The sequence below is a fragment of the Austwickia chelonae NBRC 105200 genome, from assembly GCF_000298175.1.
Classification (GTDB): Bacteria; Actinomycetota; Actinomycetes; order Actinomycetales; family Dermatophilaceae; genus Austwickia; species Austwickia chelonae.
Window position 1 is genome coordinate 1 of the sequence record NZ_BAGZ01000011.1, and the last position, 17,661, is coordinate 17,661.

Annotated in this window: 14 protein-coding genes, 2 tRNA genes and 1 pseudogene; 7 read left to right on the plus strand and 10 right to left on the minus strand. The window is 67.9% G+C overall.

Annotated features, from left to right (window positions below; translation table 11 throughout):
* Positions 1–6: 6 nt before the first annotated feature.
* The 3 genes from AUCHE_RS10580 to AUCHE_RS10590 all read right to left on the minus strand — a co-directional run bounded on the left by AUCHE_RS10580 (position 7) and on the right by AUCHE_RS10590 (position 1,875).
* Positions 7–100: transfer RNA gene (locus AUCHE_RS10580), tRNA-Ser, on the minus strand.
* 205 nt (positions 101–305) lie between these two features.
* Positions 306–509 (minus strand): cold-shock protein, encoded by a 204-nt coding sequence (locus AUCHE_RS10585; protein ID WP_006503297.1) that lies wholly within the window; start codon positions 507–509, stop codon positions 306–308.
* 346 nt (positions 510–855) lie between these two features.
* Entirely contained in the window at positions 856–1,875 is a 1,020-nt protein-coding gene (locus AUCHE_RS10590) for a LacI family DNA-binding transcriptional regulator (protein WP_006503298.1), read from the minus strand.
* Positions 1,876–2,125: 250 nt separating this feature from the next.
* Here AUCHE_RS10590 and AUCHE_RS10595 point away from each other — a divergent pair, with 250 nt between their 5' ends.
* The 3 genes from AUCHE_RS10595 to AUCHE_RS10605 all read left to right on the plus strand — a co-directional run bounded on the left by AUCHE_RS10595 (position 2,126) and on the right by AUCHE_RS10605 (position 3,434).
* Positions 2,126–2,389, plus strand: coding sequence for a metal-sensitive transcriptional regulator (locus AUCHE_RS10595; RefSeq protein WP_006503299.1), 264 nt, complete (start codon positions 2,126–2,128; stop codon positions 2,387–2,389).
* Positions 2,386–3,303 (plus strand): serine hydrolase, encoded by a 918-nt coding sequence (locus tag AUCHE_RS10600; protein WP_006503300.1) that lies wholly within the window; start codon positions 2,386–2,388, stop codon positions 3,301–3,303. Before AUCHE_RS10595 ends, AUCHE_RS10600 begins: the two co-directional genes overlap by 4 nt.
* 41 nt (positions 3,304–3,344) lie before the next feature.
* Positions 3,345–3,434: transfer RNA gene (locus AUCHE_RS10605), tRNA-Ser, on the plus strand.
* A 62-nt stretch (positions 3,435–3,496) separates the two neighbouring features.
* Here the strand turns inward: AUCHE_RS10605 and AUCHE_RS10610 are convergent.
* Entirely contained in the window at positions 3,497–4,468 is a 972-nt protein-coding gene (locus AUCHE_RS10610; RefSeq protein WP_245706960.1) for a hypothetical protein, read from the minus strand.
* Between the two features lie 84 nt (positions 4,469–4,552).
* Positions 4,553–4,621, minus strand: a pseudogene (locus AUCHE_RS17915) (zinc-ribbon domain-containing protein); the annotation flags it as partial.
* A gap of 304 nt (positions 4,622–4,925) precedes the next feature.
* On the opposite strand from AUCHE_RS17915, the gene AUCHE_RS16660 reads away from it, so the two are divergent.
* Positions 4,926–5,402, plus strand: a complete 477-nt coding sequence (locus AUCHE_RS16660; protein ID WP_006503302.1) for a hypothetical protein — start codon at positions 4,926–4,928, stop codon at positions 5,400–5,402.
* 65 nt (positions 5,403–5,467) lie between these two features.
* Here the strand turns inward: AUCHE_RS16660 and nudC are convergent, their stop codons facing one another.
* The 3 genes from nudC to cysK all read right to left on the minus strand — a co-directional run bounded on the left by nudC (position 5,468) and on the right by cysK (position 8,070).
* On the minus strand, positions 5,468–6,409 hold the full coding sequence (gene nudC, locus AUCHE_RS10620; RefSeq protein ID WP_143115238.1) for an NAD(+) diphosphatase: 942 nt from the start codon (positions 6,407–6,409) through the stop codon (positions 5,468–5,470).
* Between the two features lie 45 nt (positions 6,410–6,454).
* Complete coding sequence (epsC, locus tag AUCHE_RS10625; RefSeq protein ID WP_006503304.1) at positions 6,455–7,075, minus strand: serine O-acetyltransferase EpsC; 621 nt, start codon at positions 7,073–7,075, stop codon at positions 6,455–6,457.
* Between the two features lie 68 nt (positions 7,076–7,143).
* On the minus strand, positions 7,144–8,070 hold the full coding sequence (cysK, locus tag AUCHE_RS10630; RefSeq protein ID WP_006503305.1) for a cysteine synthase A: 927 nt from the start codon (positions 8,068–8,070) through the stop codon (positions 7,144–7,146).
* Between the two features lie 263 nt (positions 8,071–8,333).
* Here cysK and AUCHE_RS16275 point away from each other — a divergent pair, with 263 nt between their 5' ends.
* The gene (locus tag AUCHE_RS16275; protein ID WP_006503306.1) at positions 8,334–11,984 is read left to right on the plus strand and encodes a (Fe-S)-binding protein; all 3,651 of its coding nucleotides are present in this window, start codon (positions 8,334–8,336) and stop codon (positions 11,982–11,984) included.
* 30 nt (positions 11,985–12,014) lie between these two features.
* Here AUCHE_RS16275 and AUCHE_RS10640 read toward each other — a convergent pair whose 3' ends face one another.
* Both AUCHE_RS10640 and AUCHE_RS10645 read right to left on the minus strand, forming a co-directional pair.
* Complete coding sequence (locus tag AUCHE_RS10640) at positions 12,015–14,060, minus strand: ABC transporter ATP-binding protein (RefSeq protein WP_006503307.1); 2,046 nt, start codon at positions 14,058–14,060, stop codon at positions 12,015–12,017.
* The gene (locus AUCHE_RS10645) at positions 14,057–15,787 is read right to left on the minus strand and encodes an ABC transporter ATP-binding protein (RefSeq protein WP_006503308.1); all 1,731 of its coding nucleotides are present in this window, start codon (positions 15,785–15,787) and stop codon (positions 14,057–14,059) included. Before AUCHE_RS10645 ends, AUCHE_RS10640 begins: the two co-directional genes overlap by 4 nt.
* A gap of 165 nt (positions 15,788–15,952) precedes the next feature.
* Between AUCHE_RS10645 and AUCHE_RS10650 the strand changes: the two genes are divergently transcribed.
* Complete coding sequence (locus AUCHE_RS10650) at positions 15,953–16,705, plus strand: sulfite exporter TauE/SafE family protein (protein ID WP_245706970.1); 753 nt, start codon at positions 15,953–15,955, stop codon at positions 16,703–16,705.
* 165 nt (positions 16,706–16,870) lie between these two features.
* Entirely contained in the window at positions 16,871–17,653 is a 783-nt protein-coding gene (locus AUCHE_RS15745) for an SgcJ/EcaC family oxidoreductase (protein WP_006503310.1), read from the plus strand.
* The last annotated feature ends 8 nt before the right edge of the window (positions 17,654–17,661 follow it).

Genomic DNA, 17,661 nt, shown 5'->3' on the forward strand with positions numbered 1-17,661 from the left:
TTCACGTGGCGGAGGCGGAGGGATTTGAACCCTCGATGGGGTTTAACCCCCAAACCCGCTTAGCAGGCGGGCGCCATAGACCGGACTAGGCGACGCCTCCACGACTTCCACAACGACCGAGCGCTGCAGCAAGCTTCGGACAGGCTACCCGCTCAAGGGGACCCAAGACAAAGCGAGACACGAAATTCCTCGACGGAAGCCAGCCGAGGCCGCGCCGATCCGCCCGAATCGCGAATAATACGAGGAAGGCCCCCCGAGACACCAGGTCTCGGAGGGCCTTCCTCGAAGCTTGTCGTCAGCGTCAATCAGAGGGGACGGACGTCGTCAGCCTGCGGACCCTTGGGGCCCTGCGTCACCTCGAACTCGACACGCTGAGCCTCGTCCAGCGACCGGTAGCCACTGGTCTGGATCGCGGTGTAGTGCACGAAGACGTCGGGGCCGCCGCCGTCCTGAGCAATGAAACCGAAGCCCTTTTCGGCGTTGAACCACTTAACGGTGCCCTGAGCCATGCGAAATACAACTCTCTATCTTTGAGGCCATTGGTTACGACACACTTCGTGTCGAACCTGGCTGCGGCATTACCCCCGACAAACGCGGGACATGCCCGTACTTTCCGAGAACTCACCGCGAACGGCCGGATCCGGAATCACCTGCGAGGAACTGCTGTGCAACCAGGCTCACCGTAGCACGCGGCAGCTTCGACATAACAGAGCAGCCTGACAGTTTATGACATTCTTGAGATAGGCATCCGAAATGCCCGACTGGATGCGTCATATAGGCAGGTCAGACCCCTGAGGTAAGGCCTTGGAAAAATTTATGAGATTTCTTCGACTCGCCCCTGTCGGGCGTGTCGAATCATGCGCGTTTCGTCCCCTCACAGCCGCAACTACGTCGGTGGATGATCTCCCCCGCCAAGCGTAACGTCTGCGCGGGTACGTCCGGATTGTTCATCCGCCGCACCAACATCTGCACCGCACGCGCCCCGATCGCGAACCAGGGCTGAGCGACGGTGGTCATCGCCGGTTCGGCAGCACCCGACCAGGGCACCTCGTCGAAACAGGCCATCGCCAGATCCCCGGGGACGGTGATACCGGCCGCCCTGGCCGCCCGCAAGGACCCCACAGTGGCCGCATACCCGGCCACGAACAACGCCGTCGGCGGATCCTGCGCCGTCAACAAAGTGGACACCGCCCGCCGCACCTGCTCCTCACCCGGACAGTCCTCGACCACCAGCCCCGACGACAGGGGCAGCCCTCGTCGCCGGTGCGCCTCCACGTAACCGGCGAGCCTTTCCCGGTAGGTGGCCAACTCGGGACGCCCACCGACATAGGCCACCCGTTGATGGCCACGCTGGATGAGATGTTCCACCAAGGCACAAGCCGCCGACTCGTTCTCCACCCCCACCTGGTCGATCCGCATCTCCTGGAGACGGTCGACGACGACGAAGGGCACCGAGCGCTCGCGGAGGAGCTTCAAGGTGGCCTCCTCCCAGCCCCCGGAAGGCGCGATGAGCAGACCGTCTATGTGATGGGCCAGCAGACGTGCCACGACCCGGCTCTCGTGCTCGGCGTCGTCATGGGTGTCGACCAACACCATCTGCACGCCCCGCCGGGAGGCCTCCTCCTCCACCCCGTCGGCCAACTCGCGCAGCGCAGGGTTCGACGACATGGAGGCAGCGAGCCCGATCGTCATCGTCGCGCCCGCTGCCAAGGATCCTGCGACCGGGCGATGTTCGAAGCCCAGTCGCTGCATCGTGTCGAGCACCAGACGCCGCGTCTCCGGATTCACCGGTCTGGTGCCGTTCACGACGTGCGAAACCGTGCTCACGGACACCCCCGCGTCACGCGCGACCATGGTCATGGTGACACCCGCCATGGCCCCATCCTTGCGCAAGCGCTCCCCGCGTTCCACTCCCACCCCCCTGGACAAAAGCACACAAACTCCACGAGCGCCCCCGATCCCCTCCACCAGGGAGCTCCCGCCGGACGTGCCGGGCGGCCCCGGGAACCTCCGGGCCGGTCCGTTCCGAATACCCCCGCCGGTATCATGGAAGATCGGTCGACACCGGCCGGAAGATCACCCCGCCGATCGACCAGACCGGCTCTCACCTGCGAAGGAGGCACCGATGGTCTCGCTCGATCCCGAGGACATGGGCCCCGTGGTCAACCGGCTCCGCCGAGCTCAAGGCCAACTCGGCGGCGTTCTGGCCATGATCGAGGACGGCCGTGAATGCGAAGACGTCGTCACCCAGCTCGCCGCCGTCAGCAAAGCCGTCGACCGAGCCGCGTACAGCATCATCGCCACCACCCTGCGCCGCTGCATCGACGCCGGGGACGAGGAGAGCCTGGACGCCAAACGCCTCGAGAAGATCTTCCTCTCGCTGGCGTGACCTCACCCCGCACCCGACACCACCGCCGTCCCGTCACGCTCCGTGCCCTCGCCGGGCTGCTCGCCCTCGCCATGAGCGGCTGTGCCCCCGGCGGCGGGAAGCCGGCCGACAAGACCTCCACGGCCACCGGCAGCGCCTCCCCCAGCTCCTCCGCCACCGCCGGGAACAGCCTTCCCCCCGAACTCGTCGCGGCCCTGGAGAAACTCCCGGGGAATCTCGCCGAAAGATCCGGTCTGGCCGCGCTCCCCGTCGGCGGACGCGGAGAACCCGCGCTCTGGGGCGCTCTCCGCACCGGCCCCGCCTGGTCCACGATCAAGGTGCCCCTGAGCGTCGCCGCGGGCGACACCCACCGGGACACCTCCGGCCTGGCGATCTCCCAGTCGGACAACGAAGCAGCCGCCCGGCTCTGGACGGCCCTGGGCGGCGGCGAACAAGCTGCCTCCGCCGTCCGCGCAGAACTGCACCGCGGAGGCGACACCCACACCACCGTGCAACACCACGAGGTCCGTCCGCCCTACACCCCCTACGGTCAGACGAACTGGCAACTGGACGACAGCGCCCGCTACACCGCGAGCCTGCCCTGCCGCCCCGAAGCCGCCACCACCTACGCCCAGATGCACCACATCGCGGCCGACCAACGCTGGGGGCTGGGATCCGCCCACGCAGAGGCCTACAAGGGCGGCTGGGGGCCCGCTGTCGACCAGCAGTACATGGCCCGCCAGATCGGCGTCATCGCCCACCCCGACGGCACCCGCACCGCTGTCGCCCTCATCGTGCTCTCCCCCGGAGGCTACGAACAGGCCGCCACCGACCTCGACATCCTGGCCGGGACGATGCGGGAACATCTCGACAAGCTGCCTTCCGGCCGGTGCACCTCGCCGTCCGGAGCAGCCGAAGACAAAGCCAAGCCCTGAGGGCCGTACACTGACTTCTGCTGCGGTACGCCACGCAGCATGGAGGGCTCGCATAGTGGACTAGTGCGGCGGTCTTGAAAACCGCTAGGCGGGCAACCGTCTCGTGGGTTCGAATCCCACGCCCTCCGCCACATGTCGAGGGGCCCGCATCATCACGATGCGGGCCCCTCGACATGTCAGCGGTCGACGTCGCTCAGATGTCCTCGGCCTTCAAGCCGGGCAACTTCGAGGAGGACATCAACGGGTTCCAGGAACCCAAGAAGGTCTCCTTCGCCGAAGACGCCTTCGAATTGGCTTGCGTCAGCTCGCTGCTGCCCTGGCAGACCGTGCCCGCAGTGGCCATGTGCATATAGATCTGGTCGGCGTCCGCCGAAGCCTGCAGTGCCGCCTTGAGCTGGTCACGCGCCCGCGGCCCCTCCGGGATGTCCTTGAACGGGCCGTCGCCCACCTCGTCCAGTTTCGCCAGCTGAGCCAACCGCCCCTTCAGAGCGTCGTCCATCTGACGTTTGCCGCCTTCTTTGTCGCCCTTGCTGCAGTAGGCGTCGATGCCCTGGACCAGGGTCAGCCGCGACCCCCGGCCCGCATCCAGCACCGAACCCACCGCGCTCCGAGCCGCCTGAGCCCGACTCGCAGGATCGCTCGGCGCCGACGTCGTGGACGACGAAGGCTTCGTCGTGGTCACCACCGGGGCCTTCGCCGCCGGTTTGGCCGGCTTGCTCGACCCCTGCATCGAGGTCAACGCCCAGATCACCGCGCCGATGAGCAGGACCGCGACCCCGAGGACCACCGGCACCAGCGGAATCCGGCGTTTACCCCCGCCGCCCTCACCGTACGAGCCCTCCCCGTACATCTGCTCCTCCAGGCCCCGCCCCTGCGCGGGATAACCACCCGGATTGCCACGGTCCATCCCGGGAGGCACCTGCCCCCCGACGCCGGGCACGAAAGGCGTCTGAGCCGTCCGAGCCGCGCCCATCTGCGCCGTCGCCGGCGGCCCGCCCTGCGGACCGGCCCACGGCGACGGCTGATCGTCGATGTCGTCCGGCCACGCCGAGAACTGGTCGGCCATCGTGTCCGAACGCGGACGGCGCGGCGCCGGAGGAGCAGCCTGACCAGCGCCCTCCGTTACCGGCGGCATCATCGCGGTCGACCCGCCGGCAGCAGGCATCGCCGCCGTCGATTGATCCTGCGATGCAGGCTTCGCCCCAGCGGGTGCGCCTGGTCCTGCATCGTGCTTGGCCTTGGCAGGGCTGCCACACGAGACACAGAAGCGCGCACTCGCCGGAAGCTCAGCGCCGCACTCGGGGCAGTAGCGGGCCATGGTCACCTTCCCTCGTCACCGGCATATCAGACTTGACTGGTCAGCGTCGTAGCCTAGCCGCCGGCATCATGTCTGTGATATCAACCGAGGTCACAGCTCGCGTCTCCGCAGGTTTCCCACCCGGTTACCGACACTCCCCCGGTTGAACTTAAGCGTCTGAAGCCTGCCATGTCCCTCGTCGAACATCGAATTCGGGTATACCAGCTTCACTTTCCACGGCTTCCCCCGCCACCGGTCGCGTAGATTCAAGGCAGATCGACGGCACTGCGCCGCAAGAAGTTTCATCACGAGAGGGGACGCGCACATGCGTGGACGACTGCTGTTCATCGCCGGACTCGGTGTCGGATACCTGCTGGGTGCACGAGCCGGCCGCAGCCAGTACGAGAAGATCATGTCGCAGGCCGACGCCCTGTGGAACGACGCCCGGGTCCAGGAAAAGGTCGAACAGGCCCAGACCCTCGCCACCGACGCCGCCAGCACCGCCGGAGCCGCCGTCGTCGACAAAGCCAAGGAAAAAGCCCCGGAGGTCGCAGCCACCCTCACCGGCATGGCCGAAACCGCCAAGGAGAAGATCTCCGACCTCGGCCATGACAGCGGATCCGGAGAGGAACCCGCCCGGCCCACCGAGACCGGCATCCCCGCCACACCCCCCGGACGCCAGGTCGACACCGACGCGCCGTGGACCACGGACACCTACGGAGAAACCCGCGCCAGCCGGGCACAGGCCCGCAACGGATGGAATCCGGCAGCCCCGGACGCCTCCTCCCGCAAGCCGGAATGACCCCGGGGGAATACCCCGGCAACCCCGGACCGGACGGTCCACCCGCCGTCCGGTCCGCCGAAGGCTCACTCCACGCGGCCGTACACCGTGGAGAACTCGTCGGGCACCCGCTCGCCGAGCCACCCCTCGACCAGCCACCGTCCGGCGGCGAAGGACACCGGCAGAGTCACCTCCCCCGCCCGCAGCGCACCGGCCAGTTCCTCCCGATCGAACCACTGCGCGGCCACCACCTCAGCCGGATCGATCGACAGCTCCGGACTCTCCACGCGCGCCACCATCGCCACCATCAGCTGCGACACCGCAGGCCACGGCTGACTGCCCGCATAGGCCACCGAGACCACCTTCAGCCCCAGCTCCTCGTCGACCTCCCGGATCACCGCGTCCTCCAAGGACTCCGCCGCATCGACGAAACCCGCCGGGCAGGACATCCCGACCGGTGAGGACCAACGGTGCCCGCGCACCAGGCAGATCCGGTCCTCCGCATCGAGCACCGCCATGATCACCACCGGGTCGGTCCGCGGGTAGTACTCGGCGCCACACCCCGGGCAGGAACGCATCCACCCCGCGGCCGTCCGAGCGGTCGCCCGGCCGCACGCCGGGCAGAACGGATTCGAGCGATGCCAACGCCCCAGGGCGAGCGCGATCGACACCGCCTCGGCGTCGACCTCACCCAGCGCGGTCATCGCCTCCCGCCACGGATGCCACGCCCCCGGGGCCGCCTCCGCCCGACAACGAGCCAGACGACCGGGATCCCCTCCCAACCAGATCATCTCGTCGACAGCCGCCCGGTCCTCCGGGCCTGGGCGACGCCAGAGCACGCCGTCCCCCGACCTGGTCATGCCCACGGACTGCCCGGAAAGATCACAGATCAGGGTTCCCGGATCGTCCAACACCCGATCGATCAGACCGGCGTCGAGACGCTCCTCCCCGCGCCTGGACCAGTGCGCATACTGCATCCACAAGGGACGGACGGGAACATGCGGCGGAGAAGTCGACGGACCGTTCACCCCGTCAGGCTAAGCGCCGCGCCCCGACCCGGCCGGGTGTCCGGTTCAGATCCACAGCTCGGGCTCGGTGAACATCGCCTCGTACGGGTCCTCCGCGGCCGTCAGCTCCCGCTGCCGATAGCGGGCCGGCACCCCGGTGGCGACGTGATTCGCCGGGACGTCCTTGACCACCACTGAATTGGCCCCGATCTGGGCACCGTCACCGACCTCGATGGCGCCGAGGACCCGAGCCCCGGCGCCGAGGGTCACCCGATGGCCGACGGTCGGATGACGTTTGCCCCCGGCGAGGGTCCGCCCGCCGAGAGTCACCGCGTGGTACATCATCACGTCGTCGCCGATCTGCGCGGTCTCGCCGATGACGACCCCCATGCCGTGGTCGATGAAGAAACGGCGCCCGATGCTGGCCCCGGGATGGATCTCGATACCGGTGCGGGCGCGGGTCCACTGGGAGAGCAGGCGCGCCGGGAGCCGTCCGCGGTCGTGCTGCCACATCCGGTGGGCCACCCGATGCCCCCAGAGCGCGTGCAGTCCGGGGCTGACCAGAGCCATCTGGAGGCGTCCGGTCGCCGCCGGGTCCCGTGCGACAGCGGCGTCCAGGTCCTCCATCACCGATGACTTCGCCCGGACCAGGGCACCGGGGAGCCGGACCGGCCAGGTGATGCTCATGAGATACCTCCGTTTCGGGATTCGGCGTGTGCGGGCGGGGCGGTTCTCCCAGGGCTGGACGCCGTGGATCAGTCCGTGAGCCCTTCGAAGAGCATCGTCGACAGATACCGTTCGCCGGTGTCGCACAGGACGGTGACGATCGTCCTGCCCGCGTTCTCGGGGCGGGCCGCGACCCGAGCCGCCGCCGCCAGGTTCGCCCCGGCGGAGATCCCGACGAGCAGGCCCTCTCCGGTGGCGGCCTTGCGGGCCCATTCCACCGCGGTCGGGGCGTCGACGGTGAGGACCTCGTCGACGACATCCCGGTCGAAGTTGTCCGGTACGAAGTTGGCGCCCATGCCCTGGATCTTGTGCGGGCCGGGCTGCCCGCCGGAGAGGATCGGCGACTCTGCGGGTTCGACCGCGATGACGCGGATGTCGGGGTTCTGTTCCTTGAGGTACCGGCCCGTGCCGGAAACCGTGCCGCCCGTGCCCACGCCGGCGACGAGGATGTCGACGCGGCCCTCGGTGTCGGCCCAGATCTCCGGCCCGGTGGTCTGCCGGTGGATGGCCGGGTTGGCCGGGTTGGCGAACTGACTCGCCAGGATGGCGTTGTCGCCGGAGGCGATCTGTTCGGCGCGGTCGACGGCGCCCTTCATGCCGGCCGGCCCGGGGGTGAGTTCGAGCTCGGCGCCGAAGGCCCGCAGCAGGGCGCGGCGCTCCGTGCTCATGGTCTCGGGCATGGTGAGCACGACCCGGTAGCCGCGGGCTGCGCCGACCATGGCCAGGGCGATGCCGGTGTTGCCGCTGGTGGCCTCGACGAGGGTGCCGCCGGGGCAGAGTTCACCGCTGGCCTCGGCGGCGTCGACGATGGCGACCCCGATGCGGTCCTTGACGGAGCCTGCGGGGTTGGCGAATTCGGCTTTGGCGAGCACGGTGGCCCCGCCGTCGATGATGCGGTTGATGCGGACGAGGGGGGTGCGCCCCACGAGGGCGGTCACGTCGTCGTAGACGGGCATAGTCGTCACTCACTCGGGTCGTCGGGGGCGAGCGCTGGGGCTCGTCGTACATCACCCTCAACCCTAGATCCGTTATGCATATTCCAACAAACGCTTATGGATATCGTCTGGCGAACCCACCCCCCTCGAGAACACCAGCGGAGACCACCCCGTCACCCCGCCTGCCTACCCTCCCCACCCGCCCGACATCCCACCCGAGCGCAGAGAGGGAGGTCACAATTCATCCACCCGATGAGAAGCCCCCTGCTTCGTATGATCACCGCATGTCAGCGCTGCAAGCCACGGCGATCATTCTCTGCCTCGTCGTTCCCACCATCGGGTGGATACTCCTGTTCCGGCAGGCCTGGCGATTCAGCAAGGTCTTCCGCATGGGAACGGCCGACCCGCTCCGTACCGACCGGCCCGCATATCGCACCTGGACCGTCGCCAAAGAATTCTTCGGACACACCAGAATGTCCCGGCTCCCGGTGGTCGCCATCGCCCACTGGTTCACCGCGCTGAGCTTCTTCCTCCTCTTCTCCACACTCGTCAACGCCTTCTTCCAGCTCATCTGGCCCGAATTCAGACTCCCGATCGTCGGCCACTTCCCACCCTTCGAATGGCTCATCGAACTGTTCAGCTGGGGCGGCCTCATCGGCATCATCGTCCTCAGCGTCATCCGTCAGCAGAACCACCCCCGCCGCCACCGGGACAGCCACGGACGACGCAGCCGCTTCTTCGGATCATCCTGGTGGCAGGCCTACTACGTCGAAGCAACCATCCTCGGCGTCACCGTCTGCATCCTCCTGCTCCGCACCCTCGAAGCCCGCATGGTGCAGATCAGCCACCCCGAGGAATCCCTCCTCCTGCATTTCCCACTCACCGGATGGATGGCCGGAATATGGGGGCATCTACCCCTCGCCGGGGTCTACGAAGCGGTCTACATCTTCGCCATGTTGAAGATCCTCATCTCCTTCGCCTGGATGATCACCATCTCGCTACAACCCACCATGGGTGTCGCCTGGCACCGATTCCTCGCCTTCTTCAACATCTGGTTCAAACGCGAATCCAGCGGACGCACCGCACTGGGCACCATTCGCCCCATGCTCACCCCCGCCGGAAAACCGATGACCCTCGAGGACATCGAAGCGATGGGCGACGAAGAATCCGACCATTCCAACGGGGACGACAATGAACCCCGCCTCGGTGTCGGAAAAGCAGAGGACTTCTCCTGGAAATCCCTCATGGATTTCACCACCTGCACAGAATGTGGTCGCTGCCAAAGTCAATGCCCCGCCTGGAACACCGAGAAACCGCTCTCCCCCAAACTGCTCGTCATGACCCTGCGCGACCACGCCCACGCCAAAGCGCCCTGGGTCCTCGCCACCGAAGACGAACGCCGCGAACAGCCCAAACATCTCAAACGTCTCGCCGAAACCCCCCTCGTCGGAGCCACCGGCTACGAAACCGAACACCCCGCAGGCGCCTACGACGCCCTCGGCCCCGACGCCGTCATCGACGACGACGTCCTCTGGTCGTGCACCAGCTGCGGCGCCTGCGTCGAACAGTGCCCCGTCGACATCGAACACGTCGACTCCATCATCGACATGCGCCGCCACCAGGTCCTCATCGAATCCGCCTTCCCCGGCGAACTCAGCGGCCTGTTCAAGAACCTCGAAGGCAAGGGCAACCCCTGGGGCATGTCGCCCAAGGCCCGCCTCGACTGGGCGAAAGGCCTCCCCTTCGACGTCCCCGTCATCGGCCAGGACGTCGAAGACCTCACCGAGGTCGACTACCTCTTCTGGGTCGGCTGCGCCGGCGCCTACGAGGACCGCGCCAAGAAGACCACCCGCGCCGTCGCCGAACTCCTCCACACCGCAGACATCCGCTTCGCCGTCCTCGGCGACGGCGAGAGCTGCACCGGGGACTCCGCACGTCGTGCCGGCAACGAGATCCTCTTCCAGATGCTCGCCACCCAGAACATCGACGTACTCAACGAAGCCAAAGCCACCCGGATCGTCGTCACCTGCGCGCACTGCTTCAACACGCTCCGCAACGAATACCCCGCCCTGGGCGGTGACTACGAGGTCATCCACCACACCCAGCTGCTGAACCGACTCGTCCGCGACAAGAAACTCGTCCCCCTCGCCCACCCCGACGCCGCGAACACCGCCGACGTGGCCTCCACCGGACAGAGCGTCACCTACCACGACCCCTGCTACCTGGGACGTCACAACCACGTCTACAGCCCACCCCGCGAACTGCTCGGCGCGCTGCCCGGCGTCGAGTACAAGGAGATGCCCCGGGCCAAGGAGAAGTCCTTCTGCTGCGGCGCCGGCGGCGCCCGCATGTGGATGGAAGAACAACTCGGTTCACGCATCAACGAGAATCGCACCGCCGAGGCCGTCGCCACCGGCGCCGAACGTATCGCCATCGGCTGCCCCTTCTGCCGGGTCATGCTCTCCGACGGGCTGAACAGCCAGAAGGAATCCGGTGCCGCCGGGGACCAGGTCGAAGTCGTCGACATCGCCCAGATGCTGCTCGCCGCCGTACGGACCACCGCCCCTGACAGCGCCGAGGCCACCGGGACACCCGAGGACCCCACTGCGCCGGCAGCTCCGACTGACGAGGCACCGGTCGACGAGACACCGACGGACGACGCGCCTGGCGTTTCCGCACCTGCAGCGCCGGGCGAATTCGCCGACGAGGTCGACGCCGCGAAAGCCGCCGGCGAGACCGACGCCGACACCACCACCGCCAACGCCGACGGCGCCGCCACACCGGACCCTCGCACCGCGGTGCGTCACGCCGAGGAAGAAGCTGCGCAGGCCCCGGTCGGCGACGCCCAGGACAGCGTCGAACACACCACTCCGAGCACGCCTCAGAGCAAGCCGAGCACACCCAAGGGAAAGATGTCGGCCGCCGAGGCCCTCGCCCTCATGGGCGGCGGCGCCACGGACACCCGCCCCGCGGCTGACCCCCCGGCGACACCGACAGAGCCGCCCTCCCGGAAGAGCACGCCGGCACCGCCGACCACCGATACCCCGACCGAACCCCCCTCGGCCGCCGAGCCCCCTGCCTCGGAGTCCGCAGACACCGCGACCACGCCTCCGGAACCCGCAGAGAAACAGAAGGTTTCCGCCGTTCCCCCGGTCGGCGCCGCCGTCTGGGCCAGCCTGCAGGAGCACCTCGGCGACCGACGCACCATGCCCGCCTCCGAAGCCCTGAAGCTGCTCGGCAGCGCACCCGCCACCGCGTCGGAACCGGAACCGGCACCGGCACCGGCAGCTTCGGCCACGGCGGCACCGGCACCGAACGAGACCGTCCCGGAGCCCGCACCCGCGGAACCGGCAGCCGCAACGACTCCCCCGCCACCGTCACCCGCGCCGAAGACACCACCGGCGGCGGAGCCGAAGGCTGCGGAACCGCAGGCCACTCCACCGGCCGAGACCCTCACGGCCTCCGCCGAATCCTGGCAGAAGGTCCGCAGCGCACTCGGCGACCGGCGCACCATGCCCGCCTCCGAAGCCCTGAAGCTGCTCGGCAGCGCACCCGCCACCGCGTCGGCCCCGGCCACGGCGGCTTCGGCACCGGAACCGGCACCGGCTGCCCCCGCACCGGAGGCCCCGGAGCCCGCCAGCCCGGAACCGACACAGGACGAGACCACCCCCGAGCCCCCATCCACGGAAAAAACACCAGCAGAAGCCGCACCCGCGGAAACGGCACCCGAAACGACCCCCCCGTCACCCGCGCCGAAGACACCACCGGCGACGGAACCGAAGGCGGCGGAACCGAAGGCGGCGGAACCGAAGGCCACTCCACCGCCCGAGACCCTCACGGCCTCCGCCGAATCCTGGCAGAAGGTCCGCGGCGCACTCGGCGACCGGCGCACCATGCCCGCCTCCGAAGCCCTCGCCGTCCTCCGCGGCGAATGACCCCGGAGCCGGCCGGGCCGCACCGTCCGGTCAGCTCCGGGGCGTCCCCGGTTCCTCCGCGCCCACAGCCGCCACAGGTTCCTCGCCCTCGGTGATCGCCGCGGCGAACTGACTGCGGTAGAGCCGCGCGTACGCGCCCCCGGCCGCCAACAATGTGCGGTGGTCGCCCTGCTCCACGATCGCGCCGTCCTCCATCACGAGGATCAGATCGGCATCACGGATCGTCGAGAGCCGGTGCGCGATCACAAAACTGGTCCGGTCCGCCCGCAAAGCAGCCATCGCCTGCTGCAATAACAACTCGGTACGGGTGTCGACCGAACTCGTCGCCTCGTCGAGGATCAACAGGCCCGGCCCGGAGAGGAATGCCCGGGCGATGGTGATCAGCTGCTTCTCCCCCGCACTGATATTCGACCCCTCGTCGTCGAGCACCGTGTCATAGCCCTCCGGCAGGTGCGCGACGAAACGATCGACATACGTAGCCTCCGCCGCCGCCCGGATCTCCTCGTCCGACGCCCCCGGACGTCCGTACGCGATGTTCTCCCGGATCGTGCCCTGGAACAGCCAGGTGTCCTGCAACACCATGCCGACCTGTTCGCGCAGCTCCCGCCGCGGCATCGCCGCGATATCCACCCCGTCCAAGGTGATCCGGCCGCTGTCCAACTCGTAGAACCGCATGATCAGATTGACCAAGGTCGTCTTGCCCGCGCCGGTCGGACCGACGACGGCGACCGTCTGCCCGGGCTCCACCGTCAACGACAGATCATGGATCAACGGCGTACCGGCCCGGTAGGAGAAGGACACACCCTCGAAAGCGATCCGCCCCCGCGTGCCGCCCCGGCGCTTCTCCGACGCCACCTCCGGCACCTGCTCGGGCGCATCCAACAGCTCGAAGACCCGCTCGGCCGACGCCACCCCGCTCTGCAACAGATTCGCCATCGACGCCACCTGAGTGAGCGGCTGAGTGAACTGACGGCTGTACTGGATGAAAGCCTGCACATCGCCCAGACTCAACCGTCCGCTGGCGACCCGCAGCCCACCGACCACCGCGACCAACACGAAGGACAGGTTCCCCACCAGGAACATCACCGGCATCATCAGGCCGCTGATGAACTGGGCCCCGAAGGCCGCATCGTGCAACCGGTCGTTGGACTCCTGCATCCGCGCGACCACCTCACGACGACGGCCGAAGACGGTCACCAACTCGTGCCCGGTGAACGCCTCCTCGATCGTGCCGTTCACATGCCCGGTCTCAGCCCACTGCGCGATGAACTGCTTCTGGCTACGCTTCCCGATCACCGCCGTGACCAGCACCGACACCGGGATCGACACCAGGGCGATCACCGTCAGCAGAGGCGAGACGTAGAGCATCATCACGATGATGCCCACCACGGTGACCAGCGAGTTCAACAGCTGGCCGAAAGTCTGCTGCAGGCTCGTCCCAAGATTGTCGATGTCATTCGTCACCCGGGAGAGCAGCTCCCCCCGCGGCTGGGCATCGAAATAACTCAACGGCAGCGCATGCAACTTGTCCTCGACATCACCCCGGAGCCGACGCATCGTCGCCATGGAGACCTGACTCACCAACAAGCCGGACACCCACATCAACAGCGCCGACACGGCGTACAAGCCCAGGACCACCACCAGGACCCGACCGACCCCACCGAAATCGACCCCCCGACCGGGAACGACCTCCATCGCGGCCACCATGTCCGCAAAAGTGCCCTCGCCCCCGGCGCGCAGCCGCGCCACCACCTGCTCCTTGGACACCCCCGCCGGCATCTGCCGACCCACCAGGCCGGCGAAGATCAGATCCGTGGCCCGGCCCAGCACCTTCGGACCCACCACCGACAAGGCCACCGACGCGACGGTCAACCCCACCGCGAGGAGCACCTGCGCGCGCATCGGCCGCAGCAGGCCGAGCAGTCGTAGCCCGGACCGTCGGAAATCCAATGATTTCTGGGCAGGTCCGCCGCCCATGTGGCCGTGCCCTCGCTGTGGGCGGCTGGTGGCGGTCATGGTCCTGCCGGTGGGGTTCTTCGAGGTTCCGCCGGGGACGGGTCCGGTCCGGGGGTTCATGCGGCTTCCTCCGCGCTCAGCTGGGAGCGGACGATCTCCGCATAGGTCGGGCAGGTGGTGAGCAGATCGTCGTGGCGTCCCAGTCCGACGATCTGTCCGGCGTCGAGGACCACGATCTGGTCGGCGTCGACGATGGTGGAGACCCGTTGGGCGACGATGAGCACCGTGGACTGTGCGGTCGAGGGTGCCAGTGCGGCTCGGAGTCTGGCGTCGGTGGCCAGGTCCAGGGCGGAGAAGCTGTCGTCGAAGAGGTAGATCGTGGGGCGGGCGACCAGGGCACGGGCGATGCAGAGGCGTTGGCGTTGCCCGCCGGAGACGTTGGTTCCGCCTTGGGCGATCTCGGCGTCGAGTCCTCCGTCGAGACGGCGGACGAAATCTTCGGCCTGGGCGATCCGGAGGGCTTCCCAGAGTTCGTCGTCGGTGGCGTCGGGGTTGCCGTACCGGAGGTTGCTCGCGACCGTCCCGGAGAAGAGGTAGGGCCGTTGGGGGACGACGGCGATCCGGCTCCACAGGTCGTCCGGGTCGAGGTCGCGCACGTCGATCCCGTCGATGCGGACCTGGCCGCCGGTGACGTCGAACAGTCTGGGGAGCAGGTTGATCAGGGTGCTCTTGCCGGCTCCGGTGGAGCCGATGACGGCGGTGGTGGTGCCGGGGCGGGCGGTGAAGGTGATCCGGCGCAGTACGGGTGCGTCTGCGCCGGGGTAGGTGAATTCGACGTCGTCGAGGGTGACGACCCCGGACCGTACGGTGGTGACGGGCTGTTCCGGGGCGACGACGCTCGTGGAGGTGGCGAGGACCTCGGCGATCCGGTCGGCGGAGACCGATGCTCGCGGCACCATCGTGGCGACCATGGTGGCCATCATCACCGACATGAGGATCTGGATGAGATAGGCCATATAGGCGAACAGGGCTCCGACCTGCATGTCTCCGGTGTCGACCCGGTGTCCGCCGAACCAGATCACCGCGGTGGTCGACAGGTTCATGATGAGCATGACGATCGGGAACATCAGTGCCATCAGTCGGCCCACTCCCGAGCCCACGGCGGTGAGTTCGTCGTTGGCCGTGGCGAAGCGTTCCCGTTCGTGGTCTTCCCGGACGAAGGCCCGGACGACTCGGATGCCGGTGATCTGTTCGCGCAGGACGCGGTTCACGGCGTCGATCCGGGTCTGCATGGCGCGGAAGAGGGGGATCATGCGGCGGACCACCAGCAGGATCGCCAGGGCGAGGGCGGGGACGGCGACGGCGACCAGCCAGGACAGGCTGACGTCCTCCTGGAGTGCCATGACGATGCCGCCGATCATCATGATCGGTGCGCTGACGAGGATGACGCAGCCCATCACGACGAGTTGTTGCAGTTGTTGGACGTCGTTGGTGGTGCGGGTGATCAGGGAGTGGGCGCCGAACCGGTCGACTTCCTGGGAGCTGAAGGACATGACCCGGGCGAAGAGGAGGGCGCGCAGGTCGCGGCCCATGCCCATGGCGGCGCGGGCTCCGTTCCAGACGGCGCCGATCTGGCAGGCGGCTTGCACCAGGCAGGCGGCGAGCATGACGGCGGCGACCCGCCAGATGTGGCCGGTGTCGCCTTTGGCCACTCCGTGGTCGATGATGTCGGCGTTGAGGCTGGGCAGGAAGAGCGAGGCGATGGTCCCGACGAGTTGCAGGACGACGACGGCGGTCAGGTATCTGCGGTAGGGGCGCAGATGTGTCGTGAGCACGCTGGTGAGCACGGGGGTCCTTCGGTGTCGGCGGGGCCCGGGGAGTCTTTCCGGCGGGGAGTGCTCCTGTATCGGTGATCGACGGCGAATCGGTCGATATGAGTATCAGGTCCGGTTCATTCTCCGAGGAGGGGGCGCTTTGCGCCTCCGGTGCGTTCGCATCGCAGACTGGGGGTCGTGCCTGTCGATCTCCTGTCCGCCCATGGGGCGATCCTGATGTGTGCCGCTGTCGTCGTCGGGATGTCGAAGACCAGTGTCGGCGGGTTGATTGCCGTGGCGGTGGCGCTCTTCGCCATCCCGTTGCCGGCGAAGGAGTCGACGGCGGCGGTGCTTCTGCTGCTCATCGTCGGTGATCTGGTGGCGGTGTCGGTGTATCGCAAGGAGGCTTCGTGGCCGCTGTTGCGGCGGTTGGTGCCGAGTGTCCTGCCGGGGATCGTCGCGGGGGCGGTCTTCGTGGCGGTCGTGAACGATGCGTGGATGCGGTTCTCCATCGGTGTGCTGTTGTTGACGATGGTGGTTCTTCAGGTGGTGACCCGGTTCGGGCCGTCGACGGGTGCGGCCGGTGGGCGGGCGCCTCGGCGGTGGTCGACGGTGGCGGCCGGTGGCGCGGCCGGGTTCGCCACGATGACCGCGAATGCCGCGGCGCCAGTGATGGCGTTGTACCTGTTGGCCTGCCGGGTGGACAAGCGGGCGTTCATCGGGACGAATGCGTGGTTCTTCCTGCTGGTCAACCTGGTGAAGGCCCCGTTCAGTCTCGCCTTGGGGCTGTTCCCGGCCAGTACGTTGTCGTTGACGGTGGTGCTGGCACCTTTTGTGGTGCTCGGGGCCGGGGTGGGCGCCGTTCTGGTGCATCGGATGTCGCAGCGGGTCTTCGAGAATGTGGCCTTGGTCGTATCGGCGCTCGCGGCGGTGCCGTTGTTGGTCGGCTGAGCGGGTCGCAGCCGGTCGCGGGGAGTCGAGTCGCGCAGGTCGGCGTCGTTCTTCGGCACACGAACTCGGACATTTCACGGCGAGCCTCAGCGTAAAATCGGACAAATAATCCAAAAATGTTGCGGCACAAGTGTTTCAAATAAGCGTCGTGCGGCCGATGGGGGAATGGCCGCCCGCACCTGCGGGTCTGTTCCGCACGGGCATGCCGCGGCGAAGTATCTCGACATCTCCGACGAACCCACCGAGCAGATCGCCGTCATACGAAGCGCCTGGACGAGTGAGGAGTTCCAGACCATGGATCAGGACAAACAGCCGAATCAACAGAGCGTGGACGTCGACAGCGATCCCAGCGAAGAACACGCCGAGGAGCAGGCTGACTACGCGGTCGACCGGTCCGGTGTCGCCGAAGCCGTGCTCGAGGTACTCCCCACCCAGGACGAAGCGTCCCGAGTCGCCACCGAAGGCGGCGACGAGCCAGCCGCGCCGAGCATGGTCGTCTCCCCCCACGCATTGGCCGCCCACGGCTATCCCGCACCCACCGAGGAGGAGATCTGCGCGCTCTTCGACCGGTGGAATGCCGCCCTGCAGAAGAACGACATCGTCGAGGTGCTCGCCCTGTACACCGCCGACGCGGCGCTGCTCGCCCCGTCTTCCACCGAGATCTGCCGGGACACCCCGGCCAAACAGGCCTTCTTCGACGAATTCCTCACCGACCGTCCCTGGGCCTCGGTCATCGACCGGCAGATCAGCCGCGGCTACGGCACCGCCGTCGACACCGGCACGTGCACCTTCCACTTCGCGGCGACCGGCCACCGGGTCACCGCCCGGTACACGATGAACTACGTCTGGAACGGACGGAACTGGCTGATCACCTCGCACCACCTGTCGGCGGCGCAGGAGGAGAAGGTCGAAAAAGCCGAGAAGGCCGACACCGCCGAGGAGAAGTGAGCGTCCGG